The organism is Vibrio tetraodonis (genome assembly GCF_003350295.1).
In the GTDB taxonomy this organism is placed as follows: domain Bacteria; phylum Pseudomonadota; class Gammaproteobacteria; order Enterobacterales; family Vibrionaceae; genus Vibrio; species Vibrio tetraodonis.
In genome coordinates this window covers 1-20102 of the sequence record NZ_QLYY01000019.1, presented here as the reverse complement: position 1 = coordinate 20102, position 20102 = coordinate 1, and the positions used below count along the sequence as shown (strand labels likewise).

Here is a 20102-nt window from a genome sequence, read left to right as displayed (position 1 = left end):
ATTACATGGTAGATAACGGAAACACATACGGTGAACGCGTTTCGCGTCTGGTTGGTTGGGGGCATTGGTTTGCCTTTTTCAATATCATTGCAGCCATGCTCATTGGCACCCGTTATATCACTGAATCTCCTTGGCCGGAAACCTTGCTCGGTCAATTTTACCTCGCAATATCATGGGTAGGTCACTTTGGCTTTCTTGTGTTTGCGCTTTATCTTTTGGTTCTATTCCCTCTCACCTTTTTGATCCCCTCTCGAAAATTGTTTCGATTAGTCGCGGTATGTTTTGCCACCTTTGGGCTGACAGTATTGCTTGTGGATACGCAAGCCTACCAAAAAATAAATCTCCACCTAACCCCTGTGGTTTGGGAAGTGTTACTCAACGAAGAAGGCAGTTCGATAAATATTGATTTGCAGCATCTATTCGTGGTGTTGCCACTGATCTTCCTTCTGCAACTGGCGTTATCTGAATGGGTGTGGAGAAAACAGCGCAGACTATCCCACAAGCACATTGGCCGCCCTATCGCAGTACTGTTTTTCGTTAGTTTCATCACTAGCCATCTCATCTATGTCTGGGCGGATGCGTACTTCTACAATCCGATAACCGCCCAGAAAGCGAACTTCCCTCTTTCCTATCCAATGACGGCTAAGTCATTTATGGAACGTCATGGTTTGCTTGACCGAGAAGAGTATTTACAGCGCTTAAAAGAAAATCAAGCACATGCTGAGCTAGTGCGCTACCCGCTTGAAAAGCTTGAGTTTAACCGCAGAGCTAACTCTCTAAACGTTTTAATTGTGAGCGTCAATAATTTGCGTGGCGATGTGATGACATCAGAATGGATGCCCAATGCAGCAAACTTTGCAGAGCAAAATCTGTCTTTCACCAATCATTACAGCTCAAGTAACGATACCTTCGGTGTGTTCGGTCTCTTTTATGGACTACCAAGTAGCTATGTTAGCAGCATCAAGATGCAAGGCTCTCGACCTATTCTTTTAGATACCCTGCTGGATAAAGACTACAGTTTCGGACTATTCAGCGGAGATAACTTTGATGACGCTCTGTATGGCGAAACTATTTTCCGTGGTCTCAATTTCACAGGCATCGCATTTAATGATGCAAGCTCCCCTGATACGCAAGCAATCAGTGCTTGGGCAGATTGGGTAGAACAGCGCAAGAAGTCCCCTTGGTTCAGCTTTATCGAGCTGACTACGGTTGACAACTTCAGCGCTTATGATGATAAAGGTAACCATTCAACGTTCGATAAACTGCAAAACGGATATCACGCCTCTGTCACCCATGCTGATGAAGAGCTCGGCGTTTTATTTGATAAAATAGAGCAACTCGGTATCAGCGAATCGACAGTGGTGATTTTAACCTCAAATCACGGTACTGAATTTAACGAGACAAAAACCAACAGTTGGGGCTCGAATAGTAACTACAGCCGTTACCAACTCCAAGTGCCTATGGTTATCCACTGGCCAGGTAAAGTACCAGCGATTTATGATCACAGAACAAGTCACCTCGATTTGTCCGTGACTCTATTACAGGATTTACTGGGCGTATCCTCTAATCCTTCTGATTTTAGCAGTGGACAAAGTTTATTCGATGAAAGCCCTAGAAAATGGATTCTTGCTGGCGGCACTCGAGAGCTAGCCCTAATAACCAACAAAGATACAACGGTAATCGACAAGTTCGGTAACTACAAGCTGTACGATGGAAACTACCAACGTTTGCAAGATAAAAACCCTACTTTACCGGTACTAATGCAGGGTTTAACTGAATTACAGCGTTTTTATGCGAAAAGTAACTAAATCCTTATCTTAGTATTTGACCTAAAGAAAAAAAATAGGTACATTAATCGCATCGGACTGTAGCGCAGCTTGGTAGCGCACCGTCATGGGGTGTCGGGGGTCGGAGGTTCAAATCCTCTCAGTCCGACCATACACCTAGAAAAAGAGAGCTTAGGCTCTCTTTTTTGCTATCTGAAATACATAATATTATTTATCGCTTTTACTCATCGTTAAGATAAATACCATACCGCTAGGATAATTGCGGCTAGCCATTAACTTACCTTGCATATCACGAGTATTATTGGCTGATATGGCAAGGCCTAAGCCAAGTCCTTCCCCTATCTTTTTCGTGGTGTAAAAAGGCTCAAAAATAGATTCCAGCTTATCGTCATCAACACCTACACCATTATCACTGATTTTAAATTCAACCTGCTCTATTCGGTCGATAACTTGGATAGAAATACTTGGGCTTCTTACGTCAGCAACCGCATCTATAGCGTTGGACAATAGATTCCCCAATACCTGACGCAATCGAGCTTCTTCTCCTAAAACACTATTCACTCCAGCCTCTATATCAATATTAAATTCAACATGCTTCAGCTTTGGTTGAAAAGTTGTTAAGACCTCTTGCAAAGCATCGTGAAAGTTGACTGGAGAAGGGGCTTCTAAACGCTGAAAGGCAAATGATTTAAGCTGGCGAGTCATGGAAATCATGCGTTCAATTAGGGTGACAGCTAACACTGTATTGTCTTTAACTTGGTCGAACGCACCTTTTTCAAGTAACAACTTATTGGTTGAGAACAAGGTTTTCATCCCGGTCAGCGGCTGATTGAATTCATGCACAATCGCACTGGACATTCTACCCAACGCCGCCATTTTACTGGACTCGACGAGTTCTTGATGAGCGCTCTCCAGCTCCAAAGTTCGCTCTTCGACCTTGTACTGCAATAATTGATTAGTTTGTTTTAGGGCCAGTTCTGCCCGTTTGCGCTTGCTGATGTCAATAACCGTACATAAATACAATCGCTCATCACTCCATGAAAGGGCATTTACCGACAAAATAACCGGAAATAGACTACCATCGCTCCGTTGGCCTAAGGTCTCTACTTGGTTAAGGTCAATCAAATAAGACTGAGTGTTTAAATTCTTTAGTAAACTCAGTATGGTCGTATCCGAGCTCCCATTTTCAAACAGTTGCCAGACACGTATATTTCGGATCATGGATTCAGACAAACTAAAATAGCGCTTTGCCATAGGATTAATCACCTTAATCTGGCCTTGGCTATCTACCAATATCAAACCAACATGGGTTTTATTGATCATCTGACTTAACCTGTGCTCAGAGGCTCTGATCCATTCTTGCATTTTTTGGTAGGCCGCAATTTTTTGTTTGCGTTGACGCGAGACAACCACCAGCAAAAAAATCATCAGACCAATAAAAACTAAGCTCCAACTTGTCCAAAGTACCGTTTGATTTAGAGAAGTTAAAGGAGTTAGATAAACGAGGCGCCAATCTAAGTCATCCAAGAGGACACTCTGCACTAAATACCGCTCAGCCTTTATCTGCCAAATTTCTATCCGCGTTCCATCGTACAAGGTCTGATATTCACTAAATGATCCATGAGTAAAGTAGCCTTCGAACCAAGAGGAAGAGAAAAGCGTATCACTGGAGAGAAAAAGAGAGCTTGAAGCTTGGTGGGCCAAAATAGCCTCTCCTTCAGAAAACCACTGCTCAATCAACATATTCAAATCCGCTTGAACAACAATCACACCTATGATCTCACTGCCATCATAAAGTGGCGCCGCAACCAAATAATCACTGCTGCCTGCGACATGCGATACCGCCCCACTATTAAGCATTACTTTTTCCGTTACTTGCTTGGCGATATGATTCCTCAATCTCTGATTATCAACACTTGAGAGCTTTATTTGACCCTTGGTATTAAGGAGATACCAGCCTCTCGTATTTGCGGCTTTATCAAGCGTTATTAACTGTGCTTGCAGCTCTTGGTATAGATCTTCTTGGCCTTTTAAATACCTTACGCTTGTATCATCTTTAGTGACTAAAAATGGTAGGTAATCAAAGCGCTGCAAGGTTCGGCGAACACTTTTTATATAACCAAGAAAACGGTCTTCAGCGTTTCTCTGTGTGGTTTCTATTTTCCATTGATAGATAATTTTTTGGCTTAGCGTCTGCATCAGCACCATTAACACGCCGACTAAGATCACTGCAACCAAAAGCCTCCGACCATACATAAAGCTCATTCCTTTTTTCAGTCCATGAAGCCATCATGCTAGGGTAATCTATTTCAAAGTCAGCATTGGTGTATCAGCATCTTATAGTGTGTTTATTATCAAATATTTTTATCTGTGTTCCATTTACGCTTTACTCAACCGATGACTCTCATGCTTTTCTTGGCAATGTGGTTCCTCAAAGAGATTACCTAAAATGCGATATCTGCCCTTTTCGTTATCGATAGATTTGCTTAACGTGAAGAAAAAAATCAGTAGTGGACCATATGGAAGTCGTCACCGAACAAAAAATCGCCTTAATTGAAGACGATCCTGTAGTTCGTCACACCACGCAGCAGTGGTTAGACTTAGCAGGATTTGATGTACAGAGTTTTGAAACCGCAGAGACGGCCTTAGGTAGCATTAAGGACAACTCGTTCTGCGCCATCGTCAGTGATGTGCGCTTGCCGGGACAAAGCGGCTTAGATTTGATGCAACAGGTTAAAGCCGTCAACCCATCGATTCCTATTGTATTAATTACTGGTCATGGAGATGTGGATATGGCGGTGAAAGCGCTGCAAAAGGGGGCGTTTGATTTTATCGAAAAACCTTTTGAGCCAGAGCGTTTATCCGACACTATTTCTCAAGCTATCACTCACTATCAAAGCTCACAGCACTGGCAAAGCCGACAAAGCTACCTAAAAAACCTTCAAGGCATGGAGCAAACACTTATTGGCCAAAGTGCGGTAATGAAAGAGCTTCGTGAACAAGTTCACAAGGTAGCTAACATAGATACCCATGTCATCATATACGGCGATACAGGATGTGGAAAAGAAGTAGTTGCTCAATGTCTGCATCAGTATAGCCTTCGCAGCAAACATGCTTTCGTCCCCGTCAATTGTGGGGCTATCCCTGAAACTCTGTTTGAAAGTGAGTTATTTGGCCACGAAATCGGCGCTTTTACTGGTGCAGCAAAAAAAAGAGTCGGCAAACTGGAGTTCGCCGATAAAGGCACTTTATTTTTTGATGAAATAGAGAGTATGCCAACCGCAATGCAAGTGAAAGTATTGAGAGTTATTCAAGAAAATACGCTAGAGCGCGTGGGAAGTAATCAGTCACATCATGTGAATCTGCGCATTATTTCAGCCGCCAAGCAACCACTGCTTAATCACCCCGAATTTCGCCAAGACTTATTTTATCGACTTAATGTCGCTCAGCTTTATTTGCCACCACTCAAGGAACGAGAGGAAGATGCCCTGCTACTTTTTGACCACTTTACCCAGCAAGCAAATTCCAATACTCGGGGGGCAAGTCGCGCAGACCAAGATGCCCTGTTAAGCTACCACTGGCCGGGAAATGTTCGTGAACTGCGCAATGTTGCAATACGCTTCGCGCTCGATGATTCAGTGACCGTTGGTGAGATTTTATCCAGCCAACCTACAACAGCAAACCCAACCAAGCAGCAAGGGGTATCACTTGCAATTCAAATGCAGAGTTTCGAAAAAAAGGTTCTGCATGAGTCTCTTAACCGTCACCATGGATGCATTAGTGATGTAATGCAAGAATTGGATTTACCCAGACGCACACTCAATCAGAAAATGCTCAAATACGCATTAAATCGAAGTGATTATATTGACTAAACTACGTCATTTCATTATCGAGATACTATCGGCATAAAATGGCTTATCTATTCATCTTAACTATTAGACAAATAGATTGAATGAAACCTCAAAGGCTATTTAGTCAGCGCATAGGCTATCCAAACTGATAAGCCATTTTTTGCTTATAGTAAATTAACAAACAAGCAACAAATGGCTCATTTCAGTGACTGAAAATAAAAAAACATCATAAATACAAAGGTTTAAGAGTTGGCATTGTGTTTGCTCTACCCTGATTTCGATAATTATAATCATACGGAGCATGACCATAATGTTGAAACACATACTAAAAACCACAGCAATTATCCTTGGAGTCTTTGGCCTTAGTCAGCCAACTCTTGCCAACGACCGCAGTTATATTCTTGCTACCGCATCCACAGGGGGCACTTACTATCCTGTTGGTGTTGCCCTAGCGACCTTAAGTAAAGTCAAACTTGCCCCAAAGCAACACTTCTCTTTAGCAGCGATTAGCTCAGCAGGATCTGGTGAAAACATCAAATTGCTCAACGATAATCAAGCGCAATTTGCGATTCTTCAGGGACTTTATGGCGCTTGGGCATGGCAAGGTAAAGGACCTTATGAAAACGCGGGAAGCCAAACTCAGCTGCGCTCGGTTTCCATGTTATGGCAAAACGTTGAACATTTTATCGTTCGGTCCGATCTTACCCCAACAGGCACAATGGCAGATCTGGAAAAGTTAAAAGATAAAAAGTTCTCGATTGGCAAAAAAAGCTCAGGTACAGAAAACTCCGGCCGACAAATCATGCAAAGCCTAGCGATTGACCCTGAAAAATTTAAACTTGCTTACATGGGCTATGGTGGCAGTGCCAGCGCGCTACAAAACGGCACAATTGATGGAATGAACACGCCGGCGGGCGTCCCTGTTGGCGCCGTAACTCAAGCCTTTGCTGCGCTGGGTAACGACATCCAAATTTTATCCTTTACCGATGAGCAAATCCAACAAGCCAATAAGCAATACAATATTTGGTCAAAATACGACATTCCTGCCAACACTTATCCGGGTGTCAATAAAGTCATCACAACCATTGCACAGCCTAACTTTTTAGCTGTGCGCGAAGATGTTTCTGAAGAAGATGTCTATCAGTTAACTAAAGCAATTTATGAAAACCTCCCTTTCTTACAAGGCATCCATAAAGCGACGAAAGTGATGGCACTGGAAAGAGGCGCCTCTGGTTTACCTGTTCCTTTGCACCCCGGCGCGGCTCGTTACTACCGTGAAATGGGTATAGATCTTTCACCTGAACTTATTGTTCGTTAAGCCCTTTTTGGTTATTCCCAAGCGAGGCAAATATGGACACCACTAATTCGATGCAGCAAGAGCTGCAAAAGTTTGAACTTTCCACCCGCAGCCACTTACCCATGGTGGGTAAGTGCATTACCTTATTTTGTGTGGCGCTATCCTTAGCCCACATTTGGTTTAACCTTACAGCAAGCTTACCTGAACTATGGACTTCAGCCATTCACTTCGGTGGCTTTGCGATAATATGTACTCTACTCTACCCCGCTCATCCTTCTCTCAAGCAGAGTAAGATTGCGCTTTGGATTGATGTGCTTCTTATTGCGGCCATAGTGAGCTGTGTACTTTATCTTCCTTTTGGCGAAGACAAGCTCTATGAAAGAGGGATGCACTTTGTCACCAGCGACTGGGTATTTTCACTGCTGGCAATCGCGATTATCACTGAGCTGATACGCCGGACTATGGGATGGTTTATTCCCGTTTTGATCATCCTATGCTTGAGCTATGTAGTTTGGTGGGGAGACTGGGCCACAGGTTTGTTCCACTTCCCAGGGCTTAGCGCTGAAACTCTGCTTTATCGCAGCTTCTATTCATCAGAAGGTATGTTTGGCCCGATTTCGCGCATCAGTTGGTCATTTGTGTTTATGTTCATCTTATTTGGCGCATTTTTGGTCCGCTCTGGGGTCGGTGATTACATCATTGCCGTGGCTAAGGCTGCCGCTGGAAAAATCATAGGCGGCCCAGGTTTTGTTGCCGTATTGGGCTCAAGCTTAATGGGTTCAGTGTCTGGATCAAGTGTCGCCAACACAGTATCTACTGGGGTTATTACCATCCCTTTGATGAAAAAAGCGGGCTTTCCCGCTCGGTTTGCCGCTGGCGTAGAAGCCGCCGCGTCCACAGGAGGCCAGCTTATGCCTCCGGTCATGGGCGCTGGCGCGTTTATTATTGCTTCTTACACGCAAGTACCCTACGGAGATATCATTCTTGTATCACTTCTACCAGCGGTGATTTATTTTTGTTCCGTCGCGTTTTTTGTTCGCATTGAAGCAAAACGCAGCGGCGTGCAAAAAACATCGACAGAAAGCGAGCCATTTATGCAGGTTCTCTTGTCTGGCTGGCACAACCTCATCCCACTTGTGGTACTGGTAGTCTTGCTTATTCAAGGCTTCACGCCAACCTACGCCGCAGGGCTCGCGATACTATCCGTGATTGTTTCTTCTTGGTTGTCCAAACACCACAAAATGGGACCAAAGGCCATATTCGAAGCGCTGGCACAAGGTGCGAAAAATATGGCGACGACGGCTGTATTGCTAACCGGTATTGGCTTAGTGGTTAACGTAATAAGTACAACGGGTATAGGTAATACTTTTTCGCTGATGATACAGCAATGGGCCAGCGGTGATTTACTCGTGATGATTACTTTAATCGCTCTCGCATCACTGATTTTAGGCATGGGACTGCCTGTCACTGCCTCTTATATCGTGCTCGGCACACTGTCAGCCCCTGCGCTTTACCAACTCCTCGCGGAGAAGCAGCTTTTAGAGCTGATGGTCTCAGGACAGTTGCCGCAGAAAGCCAGCGCCATCTTTATGCTGAGCGCTCCCGATAAAGTAGATTTACTCAACGCACCTATGTCACTTGAAATGGCGCACAGCTTAATTGCACAGGTCCCCGCTGACTTTATGCAAACCTTGTATGAGCAGAGCCTTGGCATCGAAACCATTACGCTAGCACTACTTTCTGCTCACCTGATCATTTTCTGGCTATCACAAGACAGTAATGTCACGCCACCTGTGTGTTTAACTGCTTTTGCCGCCGCAACCATTGCTCGCACTCCGCCAATGCGAACAGGATTTACAGCGTGGAAAATAGCCAAAGGTTTGTATCTGGTGCCGCTTCTTATTGCTTATACCAACATAGTGAGCTGGGACCCCGTGTCTGTTATCCAAGCAGGCGTATTTGCCATACTGGGTACCTACGCTTTTGTTGGTGCGCTCGAAGGCTATTTAGAAGGTGAGATAAAAGGGCTGTATCGAGCAATCTTGCTCGCCCTAGGACTGATACTCGTTTGGCCACAAGTAGCACTAGTAATAAAAATCATGAGTACAGCAGCATTGTTTAGCTTAGTGATATACAGTCATCAAAAGCACAAAACGCCATCAATGACTCCAAGCACCTCCTCTTAAACTCGAAGAGTGCAGCATTTTGGCTGCACTCTTCACCTCTAATTTGGGCTAATTAAGTAATTTATAATCGATTGACTGTACATTCTGCTCATAATTAAAGCATTCAATGAAATTAGGGGTTTACAACAAGTTCTAACCCCTATATTATGCGCCTCAACAACGGAGAGATGGCTGAGTGGTTGAAAGCACCGGTCTTGAAAACCGGCATACGTTAATAGCGTATCTAGGGTTCAAATCCCTATCTCTCCGCCACATTCTAAGCCCTAGTCGAAAGACTAGGGCTTTTTTGTTTATCGTCTACATTAGCGCAAGATCACTCTGGCCAATTGCTAAGCACTTCTGCTTCATATTTTGCTATCATGGTGTCCAGCTCACCGCTGTCTCTTAGCTCAATAATTTTTTTGTTAATGATCGGAACCAGTTCAGCATAATCTTTGTGGATATAATGATAGAGTCCGAGCTGAGCAAGAGAAGGGCCAACTAGCTCCATCTTATTCTCACCTAATTGTTTGACAAGTATGCTGCCAAGTAGAGGGGTTGTTAGTGCAATTTGCGCTTGCCCACTAGACACAGATTGAATCATAGCCTCTGGGCTATCAACAATTTCAATACTGCTCTTTTTTATTTCTCGAGTTATTCCAGCGGTATGCTTAACCCCTCGAATAATAACCACTTTATACTGGCTTAACTCTTCTTTATTATTTACCTTGATTCCACTGTTGCTAAGAGCGTACCCTACCGTTTTAAGAGAATAATAGGCGGTTGGAACACGAATAACATTGGGTGTTTGATCGCCATATTCCCAGATCCGAGCAACTTCACCGGCCACCTTGCCTGAATTGGCAGCGCTTTGAGCTCTCAACCCAGGTAAAGGCGTCACCTCTATGTCGTAACCAAGTTGACCATAGATTTGCGTTATGATTTTGGTGCTAATCGTTTGTTCAGGATGGTTGGCTAATGAAGCAAAGATGTATTCATCTGCGCGCACACTAGATAAATAGCTAATTAGTCCAACTGCCACTAAAAATAGTTTCTTTATAAGGTCCATGTGCTATCACTTTGATTCCCTCAATAGACAAGTAATAGTAGATGAACTAACTGGTGGTCAAACTTATGTAACTAGTTTGAAAAGAAAACACTCTTGAGTCTGAACAATTGATGATTGCTATTCACGATAAGTTCGCACTTGTAAAATGGATTACAAGGTAGGGATCTTATCCAGGCACAATCAAAAATAGCCAAAGGTGAAGGTAAAAACTTTTCGTGCGCCTTCTAATTGTCAGCTTGCTGCGCTTCTGCATACTGCTCTTTTATATCCAGGATTTCTGGCATCACTTCATGAAAAATAGCGACGAGCGAAGGATCGAAATGCTTGCCAGATTCTTCATCTATTAAAGCAACAGCCTCTTTCACTGACCAAGCTTTTTTATAGGGCCTTTCAGTCGTTAATGCGTCAAAAACATCCGCTATGGCAATGATTCTTGCCGACAGTGGGATGTCTTCGCCTTTCAATCCATAAGGATAACCTGAGCCGTCCCATTTTTCGTGATGAGCCAGAGCAATCTCCCGCGCCATGATAAGAAGTTCTGATTCATGCTCACCGATAATATGCGCGCCAAATTCTGGATGCTTGCGCATTAGCTGCCACTCTTGGTCATCAAGCTTTCCTGGCTTAAGCAAAATCGAATCAGGAATGCCAATTTTTCCAATATCATGCATTGGAGCAGCGTTAAACACCAAGTTACTCCATTTCTCCGACACATCATCCATAGATTCCGCCATCAGTCGAGAATAATGGCTCATACGAATAACATGAAGGCCCGTTTCGTTGTCTTTAAACTCGGCCGCTCGACCTAACCTTCGAATGATTTCCAACTGAGTGCTTATCAGGCTTTCTGTTCTCTCTTGCACGGTTTTTTCTAAATGGCGATTCTGATAATAGAGGGCTAACTGAGTTTTAATACGAGCTTTGACAATAGATGGTCGAACAGGCTTAGTGATATAGTCCACAGCGCCCAGCTCTAAACCGTAAGTTTCATCCTCTTCGGCGTTCATTGCAGTGACAAATATAATTGGAATATCTGCTGTTATTGAGTCTGCCTTTAGCCTTTTGCAAACTTCATAACCGTCCATTTCTGGCATCATGACATCAAGCAAGATGATCTCAGGTTTAGGCGTGCTCGCTGCTATTTTTAAGGCTTTGGCTCCGCTAAGCGCAGCCTTCACTTTATAGTCTGGACGAAGAATACCACTCATCACATCAATGTTGTCGGGGGTATCGTCGACCACAAGCACTATCTGTTTATCCATAACTGACTCCTAAATCCATTTTCTTTCTTGTAGTGATCACAAAAGCGTATTCACAAGTATAGATTTCGCCTAATTGCCTGCTATTCATCACTATTTAATCGTTCAAGAAATGACAAGGCGAGCTCAAAATCATATTCGCTTATCGCATTGCTTATCTTTTTTACGATGGCATTTATTTGCGGCTCCAAAGGCATTGACGCTAACTCATCAACAATCTCCATGGCTTCCGTATCATAGTCTTCCAACAGCTCTCTTAGCTGGGAAATCAAAGCGGTGAAAACTGCTTGGTCAAACTCCCCATCAGTCTTCACATTCGTTGAAGCCTGCTCTAGATCTGATAAACCACTGAGCGTTTTATTCAGCTCTAATAAAAGAGCGTCTAAAACGTCTGCAGGCGGCGCGCTATTTGTTTTACATTCACTCTCTAATTTCTCAGCGGCAGCCTGAACAGCGGTCGCTCCAATGTTTCCAGCCACCCCTTTCAAAGTATGGGCTAATCTTTGCGGCTCTTGACTGTCTTCTGATTGTAGTGATTGATTGAAGGTCTCGGCGAAATTGCTGTAAGAGTCTTTGTATTTCAGCAGTAGTTTCCGATACAGTTTCTGATCTTGGTTTGCTATCGCTAATCCCTTCACCAAATCGATTCCGGGTAAATCTGGCAAGGGTTCAAAACTGCTAACCTCTTCACTAGAGTCTTGTTGAATACTCGTTTCTCCTGCTGGGTTAGAAGGGGTGATCCAGTTTGCCATGGTTGTGTACAGCTCACGCACGTTAATCGGCTTGCCTATATGAGCATTCATTCCCGCGCTAATGACTTTTTCTATATCACCTGACATCACATTGGCGGTCAGGGCAATAACGGGAAGATCTTTAAACTCTTCTTTCTCTCGTAGCAGCCTCGTTGCAGTATACCCATCCATAACTGGCATCTGGCAATCCATCAATACACCGTCAAACGCTTCTTTATCGAGCATCTCTAACGCTATTTCCCCATTTTCAGCCACTTTGGCATCTACGCCAGCCGAGGACAAAAGCTCCATTGCCAGTTCCTGATTAATATCATTGTCTTCAACGAGCAAGACCTTAGCTCCGCGAATTTTCGTTGCTGCATCAAGATCATCGACTGCTGCTCGCATATGTTCCCGTTTTTCAGGATCATGGCCGAAGGCTTCCATGATTGCATCAAGGATGGTTGAGGCTGAAATAGGCTTGCTAAGCACTCGTACAAATCGGGCTCGTTTTGACGCTTCTAGTGCCTCGTCACGACCAAAAGCGGTCACTAAAATAACTGGCACATCAGGGTGTTTTTCATGGATTCGCGTTGTCACTTCAACCCCATCGATATTTGGAATTTGCCAATCCATCACGACAAGATCAACGCTCCTTAGGCCCTGCTCAAAGTGCTCTATTGCTTGCGAGCCCGAACTGTAGGCTGTTACATGAAAATCAAATGAGGAAAGAATATCAGTGAAGATTTTTCTAGCGGTCGCATTATCATCAACCACTAATACATGTAGGCCTTTCAGCTCCGGAAGCTCGGGTTTCACTCGGCCAATCGGGACATTTTTTTGGTATTTAAAACTAGCGGTGAAATGAAACGTACTGCCTTTTCCACTCTCGCTTTCTACCCAAATTTCTCCATTCATCATATAAGTTAATTTCTGAGAAATGGTAAGGCCTAAACCTGTACCGCCATATTTTCTAGTAATCGATGTGTCTGCTTGGCTAAACGATTCAAACAGCTTTTGTTGTTGCTCAGATGTCATTCCGATACCAGTATCCCTGACAGAAAAGTGCAAAGTCACCGACTCATCGTCTAACTGCTTCACTGTCACCGATACAAGGATCTCGCCTTGGTCGGTAAATTTCACCGCATTGTTGCCAAGGTTAGTTAGAATCTGTCCTAAACGCAGCGGATCACCAATTAACATAGTGGGCGCATCCACTGAAACGTCAAATAACAGCTCAAGCCCTTTCTCTTCGGCTCGAATGCCCACTATGTTGGCCAGATTGTCCATAACCTCTTCTAAATGGAAATCAATAAACTCTATGTCCAGCTTACCGGCTTCAATTTTGGAAAAGTCCAAGATGTCATTGATAATGCCAAGCAAGCTGTCTGCTGAACGATTGACTTTTTCAATGTAGTTTCTCTGCTTATTATCTAGATCCGTGTTTAGAGCGAGCCCAGACATTCCTATGATGGCATTCATAGGGGTGCGAATTTCATGCGACATATTGGCCAGAAAATCAGATTTTGCTTTAGTCGCTTCTTCTGCCGTTTTCTTCGCTTCTTTTAACGCCTCCTCTGCGGTCTTTCTGTCGGTAATATCCGTCATGGTAATTCTAATTTCTTGTAACTCAGAATTATCATTGAAGCTTGGTAGCGCTGACACTTCAGTAATTATATGTTCTCCGTCACGCCGGACGATTGGGATTTCATGACAAAACAGGTTTTCACCATCGCATACACTGTCAAATAAGGTTTTATGCTCGATGAAGTCTGGGGAAATAACATCGTGCCAGTTGACATTTTTAATATCCGTTCTTTCAACACACAATAGCTCTGAGAACGCTTTATTATGTTTAACAAACTCTCCCTCAAGATTGATGGATGCGTATGCAACTGGCGCGTTTTCATACAAATCCCACAGCCGCTCTTCTCGATCTTTTAACTCTTTTTCTGCCTCTTTACGCTCGGTAATATCACGTATAATCCCGACAAAAATGGTTTCTCCCGCCGAAAGCGCCTCGTTTACAGCAAGATCGATCGGAAATATTTCTCCGGTTGAACGCCTGCCCTCCAACTCGGTGTTGCGAACTAAAATATGCTCCTCTTTGGTTTGGGCGTATTTTTTCAAATAGCCATCATGCTTGTCTCGATGTGGCTCTCCCATTAACATTTTGATATTTTTCCCCACAACCTCTTCTCGTTGATATTCAAAAATGCTCTCTGCTGCCGGGTTAAATTCTTGTACTGTGCCCAGTTCATTAATCACAATCACACCATCTTTGGTATTCTCGAAGATCGTTCGAGAGCGTTGCTCTGCTTCTTTTAATGCAAGGGTGCGTTCACCAACGCGACTCTCCAACTCTTCATTCGAGCGACGCATAAAACTGGTGGCTCTCTGTCCTATTGTCACAGTAAGCATGCTTGATGCTACCGCTAACACCAGCGCTACAAACGCAGTGGAAAATAGGTAAAGTCGCATTTGATAGAAAGATTCAAGTGCTTCTGACTTGTCTATCTCAGTGGTTATGCCAACACCAAGGTTTTGGTTCCAGCTCCAAACGCCAAGAACCGGCACGCCTCGATAATCTCTATAACCTTCAACATTCGACTTAATGTGAGGGTTTACTTTTCCTTGGGCGGATTTTCCCATCGCCATGACACTCTGCGCCATAAGTGTAAAGGGTTGGTCTTGAGTGGGGCTAGCTGACACAAATCCCTCTATCAAGTTTCCTCCTGGGTCTTTTAGTGCCAGTAAGGTATCTTGATCTTGCCCTGCTGTTAACAAGCCAATCTCTTCCAGTGAATCAATAAATCGGCTTTCGGTAATCATTCCTCCATCGAGATTAATCAAATAGCTCTCACCTGACCGGCCGATACTGCCATGTTGCATGATTTTCGATAACCTCCCCCCTGGCAACAACCTTTGTGTCATTACCGCAATCACGTCCCCATTATCATTTTGAATCGGGACAGTGAAAAACATATTAAAAGCACCAAGTCTGGTGGACACTTCGCCCATTTTCTCTGATTGAATGTCAATGTCAGAGAGGATGGGCGGAATAAACACCGCTTCTCCTTGAAATGCTCTATCAAGTAGCTGAGGAGCCTGTATCGCGATGAGATTTTCCGTGCCTAAATTGGTATCGCGCCTAGAAGCAATGCTGACTCTGTCTTTGTTAATAATGAAAAAGCCAACATTACCAAAATCCTCCTCATGCTGGTCAAAAAACGTTCGAATATCATTTAATGCCTGTGAGTCCTGCAAACTTTGCTTGTTTTGTGGTATCTGGAGCAACCTCTCTGTGAGAGAAACAAGGTGGGGGTGCTTGCCCAAACTATGTAGCAAGGTTTCACTGTCTTTTACCCAATCCTCTAAACTGTCATTGGTTCGCTCTAATACAAACACAAGATCTTGCTCAACACTGCGCAGTGTCACTTTTCTGTTCTGCTCAATGGTGTGCCAAACCAGAAATAGAATCACACAAGAAATAACGCAAGTTGTCGAAATTATTGAATAAGTAAAGGCTCGCGATGCTACATACTTTGCCATTAATTCATTAGACAAAAACTTGGGTAAGATGAATGCCAACGAAAACATCAAGAGGCCTAAAATCAGGGCGATAGCGATAAATACTCTCACTATTTCATCGTTTTCAATCTCTTGAGGAGCCGTTGATCGAGTGCTGCGGCCATTCGCTTGCATGACAGAAGACGGGTTCCACTTCTGAAAGTTGGCAATGCGTTCTTCTTGGGAAACAAGGTCAAAGCCTTGGTTAATAATATCCAGTACGGAAGCATTTCCCTCTGCTACCGCCGCTCTCCACGTATCGGAAAACAATATATGCGCTGGCTCTAAATTGAACTGATCAAGAATACCGTCTTTTTGCAGGTGATAGGTTGCGGTTAGGGTGTCGGCAGAGAACACATCTAAGGTTCCTGCTTTTAACTGTGTAATCAGCTGTTGATAGCTAGGATAAGTAATGATGTTTTCTTCAGGCAACCTCCGCTTAAGATAGCCTTCTAAAAAGTCCCCTTTTATTACCCCAATTTTAACCCCTTCTAACGCTTTGAGCGTATCGAAAGAAGGTTGATCATTTCTCAATATGATATGTGAGCTAGTGCGAGCTAACAAAGTGCCATAGTCCAAGAACTCGTCTCGGATCTCGTTGTAATAAAGACCGGCATGAATATCAGCCTCACCACGCCCGACAGCCGCTAAGGTTTCATCCCAAATGTAGGGCACAAATTCTATTTCTTGCCCAACTTTATCTGTCCAAATTTTCCATAAGTCGATAATCAGCCCAGAAGCCTCACCTTGCTCATTTTGATATTGAAAAGGCACGCAATCGACGCAGTACGCGACTTTTAGCGGAGAAGAGTTTGCAGCTTGGCTTTGAGCAATAGTTTGAGAAGAAAAAAATACACTCCATAGAAGTAGCGGCAACCAAATCGCTAGAGTCATCCTAACCATATTCATCCATACACTCACCAAAGGAGCTGTTTGTAGCAATATTATGTAGTTAGGATATACGCAATTTATCTATCTTGCGTACAAGCATCAGCCAATCTCTGCCGCCTATGTCGGGTTAGGTCAATCAATGTGATTAAGTTAAGAAAAGTTGTGTATTGAACTGATAATTAGGCAGTATTTGATCGCAAAATAATAATCTAATGGATAACTTCTGGGCATCTTTACACAGACTCCCCTGATGATAAACGCCAAGAGTTTGATGTCTTAATGGTAAGACATGGAAGCGAGTGAGTTTTATTAACCATATACTCCTTGCGCTGCTCATAACCCACTTGGCTTTCGCTGCTTGCGCGCAGTCGCACATAAATCTCTCTCCTTATCGAACAATAACAAGTTAGCAATCATTCAAGCGTTTGCCATCCGGCCCTCTAAAGAAGTAAATCACACTTACTTTAGTCTTTTGGTTGTATCCTGAAGTTGCTATTTGTACTGAGTTAATCTGGAAAAAGGACAGTATCGATATCCATATTTTGTGTGAAATTAATCGGGTTTTTCAATTGCAATTAAAGACTTTTCAATTCAAGCCAACTGTTCCGCGCAAAACACTTTGGGTGAGATCTTTTCTGATTTTTCAACAGCACGCCTAATCTGGCAATAATAAAGACTGCAACAAACAACAAAAAGCCGTTTGTCTCTTTAACGGGGCTTATGGAACAACCCCAAAATTTGTAAACTTAGCCTATCAAAAAGTAGACGTTTTTATAAGCTTATGAATGTTAAAGTAGTTTACTTTCTTGGCGGTTCTTCCATTGGACCCTAATACAATTAAACAGCCGTCAGTTTGATGCTGTTTTTAAACCCATTCAAACTCCAAACGACTCAATCGTTCTGCGACAGTTGCAACCTCTCGGAGCCTCTCTCGCTGAAAAGTCAGGCTTTGATCAGCAAGTGGACGCTCTCCCAAAGCGATGAGCAACGGCCTTGCATCATGAGCAAACTGTTTGATTTTACCGATAGACTTGGAGACTTCTTGTAACGCCAACGTCGCATGAGCAGAAACCATCTGCTGATGAGCTTGCACGCTCTCATTAGCTCCAAATTTAACACGAGGTGTTACTTTGTCGAAATTCTCTAATGCTTTCTTCGCTTGTGTAAACCATTCCTGTGAGGTATCCAGTAAAGACACTACACTACTTGCTGCATTAGCTTGATCTACTTTCAAAGTACCAACTCGTGATGAAAGTGCCTTTTTCACTTCAGCAAGCTGATTAAGTAAAGAGTATACTTCTGCTCTAATTGGTGCTTTGTCTTTTTCAGTCGATGCTAATAGAACAGTAAACATAGTTTCGACCAACTGTTGCTCTCTTTCTAACGAGCGAATATCAGCAAAAGAACTTGGCGTCTGAAGACCTCTCTCAATATTAACTAAAAATGATTGCGTACTTTTTGTTACGATGCCGTTTTGAAACTTTATGGATAGTTCACCAGAGTTAGTGCCAGCATTCACCAAGTTTCGTTTTACGTAATCAACCACTACTTTGTTCGTTTTAGTTATCAGATTATCTAGTGAACGAAATTTACCGGAACTCGAGAGACCTTGAGATTCTGCTTTATTCCGTAGCGTCGAAAATGTAACTAAGTCGGAAAAAACAGTATTGTGTTGTATTCTGTTTGTGCTGATGGTACTCAGATGCTCCCTTAAGGTGCTGCAGGCATCTTGAAGATTTTTTTCCTTCAATGGAGACTTTCTATTAGATGTAAGTACCGTTTGCTCAGCCAAGGAATCCGTCAAAACTTGTTTGGCAGCGTTCTCATCAATAATGCCATCTGTCAAAAACTCATGCTGCTTGGCTGAAGTAGCATCCGCTCTAAGATGCGGGTCTAAGTTCAGGGTGGTGTTGAAAAATCGAGTGTAGGCAGTTTTTATACCAGCAAAACCCGCTTGATTTGGCTTACGTTCAGAGCTAAGTTCGAACTCTTCAATACCATTTAGTAAAGTAGATGCAACCAAAAACACATCGCTTTTTTCTGATGCTGAAGTACTACAAGCCCGAAGTTCTGGTGCTTTGAATGAATCGGTAAAACCTTTAACTTCCTCACCAAAGCGAGAATGCAACCCTAAGTCGATAACGATTGGTTCTCCTGTTTTATTGTCAAACACAATGTTGTCAGGCTTGATATCGTTGTGGCTAATACCTGCCTTGCTAAGATGAGCAGTCACATCTAGAAGCCTGAGGGCAATAAACTTTATCGTTCCCCAATATTCTTCACTAGAAATTTTTCCTTTTTTAAAGTTGTTTGCCAAAATCATGAATGTCTCAGACCCTCTTCGTCCGTCCACCTCATCCATCAGCAGGGCTTCTTCTTTTCTACTACCGTAAGGCACAATAGCCATACCATAAACATTACCAAGATTGGGGTGTTTTCCAACAGCGTCATAAATATGCTGGTAGGCTTCAAGTTCTTGTAGCAAATGTCCTTCGGCCACAGAACGTTCAATTTTGGCAACCAATCTTTGGCCATCTTGGGTTTGCATGATGCTGATATGACTTTCACCTTCAGCAAATTTATCGGTTTCCACCGATTCCATCCCTTCTATATTTGGCGCACCAAAAGGAGGTTCGCCCTTCCAACCCAATGGCAAGGATATCTCTGGTTTTCCACCAAAAATATTAGACAAGGGCATGTTTGTATTGGGAATGTGTCTTACACCACGAACACTAGAGCCAAACTCACTGTTACCTTCCACTCTTGATATAGAATGAGCATATTCCGCCTTGATTAATGAATTTATTAGTAACATGTATAAATTCCTATATGTTTCACATTTAATACCAACACTAGCGCGCTCATTAAATCATATCAATTAATATGATTTAATGAGCGCGTCAACAAAGCCATATCCTTTTGAGTGTATTTTGTGTGGTTGCCGACTGCGCTTTGCCGTTTTTCATACTGGGATAGGCGACAGCCCCTCGTTAATGAGGCACTGAGTAGGCGTGGCGAAGCCATCAGTAGGGGAGATTTATACAAAGTCTGGTTTATCGGCAACATCAATGATAACGCCCGACAAAGACGTGGACGTCCTCCCCTCCATGAATGAAGGGGCTTCCACAGTACACATGTCATCCGAAAGCGGATGATGGCTGCTTAACATCCCCCTAAAAGGAGTAATGCCGATCGGTTTAGAGACTTGAACGATCCTGGGATCGTATGATAATCCCCACTAACTTTGTTAGTGGGGATTTTTCTATGTTGGCTGAAGAGTTAGTTCTAGCTCATGATACTATTGAAGATGGCAAAAATTATGAGTCTGTAATTAATGCCATTCAACTTGAATGGATAGAGCAAGCTCTCTATGAAACATCTAAAGCGAGTATCAGAAGGCGTCGGCTACCAGCCCAACAAGCCGTATGGCTCGTCATTTGGATGGGATTGCAGAGAAATAAATCCATTAAAGAGGTTTGCAG

General features: G+C 43.2%; 10 protein-coding genes and 2 tRNA genes. 7 read left to right on the top strand and 5 right to left on the bottom strand.

What is annotated here, in order from left to right; genetic code table 11:
• Positions 1 to 5 precede the first annotated feature (5 nt).
• Positions 6 to 1808 carry a DUF3413 domain-containing protein gene (locus DPF90_RS14550; protein ID WP_114787063.1) on the top strand — a complete coding sequence of 601 codons (1803 nt, stop codon included), beginning with the start codon at positions 6 to 8 and terminating at the stop codon, positions 1806 to 1808.
• Between the two features lie 53 nt (positions 1809 to 1861).
• Positions 1862 to 1938 (top strand) — tRNA-Pro (locus tag DPF90_RS14545).
• Between the two features lie 56 nt (positions 1939 to 1994).
• Here DPF90_RS14545 and DPF90_RS14540 read toward each other — a convergent pair.
• Complete coding sequence (locus DPF90_RS14540; RefSeq protein ID WP_114787062.1) at positions 1995 to 4043, bottom strand: PAS domain-containing sensor histidine kinase; 2049 nt, start codon at positions 4041 to 4043, stop codon at positions 1995 to 1997.
• 263 nt (positions 4044 to 4306) lie between these two features.
• Here DPF90_RS14540 and DPF90_RS14535 point away from each other — a divergent pair, with 263 nt between their 5' ends.
• The 4 genes from DPF90_RS14535 (at position 4307) to DPF90_RS14520 (ending at position 9373) form a co-directional block, all read left to right on the top strand.
• Positions 4307 to 5659, top strand: a complete 1353-nt coding sequence (locus tag DPF90_RS14535) for a sigma-54-dependent transcriptional regulator (protein WP_114787061.1) — start codon at positions 4307 to 4309, stop codon at positions 5657 to 5659.
• 280 nt (positions 5660 to 5939) lie between these two features.
• A complete protein-coding gene (locus DPF90_RS14530) occupies positions 5940 to 6956 on the top strand; it encodes a TAXI family TRAP transporter solute-binding subunit (protein WP_420855770.1) in 1017 nt (338 codons plus the stop codon).
• 32 nt (positions 6957 to 6988) lie between these two features.
• Positions 6989 to 9121 carry a TRAP transporter permease gene (locus tag DPF90_RS14525; protein ID WP_240314525.1) on the top strand — a complete coding sequence of 711 codons (2133 nt, stop codon included), beginning with the start codon at positions 6989 to 6991 and terminating at the stop codon, positions 9119 to 9121.
• A 161-nt stretch (positions 9122 to 9282) separates the two neighbouring features.
• Positions 9283 to 9373 (top strand) — tRNA-Ser (locus DPF90_RS14520).
• Between the two features lie 61 nt (positions 9374 to 9434).
• Here the strand turns inward: DPF90_RS14520 and DPF90_RS14515 are convergent.
• The 4 genes from DPF90_RS14515 to DPF90_RS14495 form a co-directional block, all read right to left on the bottom strand.
• Positions 9435 to 10142 carry a substrate-binding periplasmic protein gene (locus DPF90_RS14515; RefSeq protein WP_162814041.1) on the bottom strand — a complete coding sequence of 236 codons (708 nt, stop codon included), beginning with the start codon at positions 10140 to 10142 and terminating at the stop codon, positions 9435 to 9437.
• A gap of 251 nt (positions 10143 to 10393) precedes the next feature.
• On the bottom strand, positions 10394 to 11431 hold the full coding sequence (locus DPF90_RS14510; RefSeq protein WP_114787059.1) for a response regulator: 1038 nt from the start codon (positions 11429 to 11431) through the stop codon (positions 10394 to 10396).
• Positions 11432 to 11511: 80 nt separating this feature from the next.
• Complete coding sequence (locus DPF90_RS14505; RefSeq protein ID WP_162814040.1) at positions 11512 to 16632, bottom strand: response regulator; 5121 nt, start codon at positions 16630 to 16632, stop codon at positions 11512 to 11514.
• Positions 16633 to 17485: 853 nt separating this feature from the next.
• Positions 17486 to 19435, bottom strand: coding sequence for a protein kinase domain-containing protein (locus DPF90_RS14495; protein ID WP_114787056.1), 1950 nt, complete (start codon positions 19433 to 19435; stop codon positions 17486 to 17488).
• A gap of 449 nt (positions 19436 to 19884) precedes the next feature.
• On the opposite strand from DPF90_RS14495, the gene DPF90_RS14490 reads away from it, so the two are divergent.
• The coding region (locus DPF90_RS14490) for a transposase domain-containing protein (RefSeq protein WP_205395164.1) at positions 19885 to 20102 on the top strand (218 nt) is incomplete at its 3' end.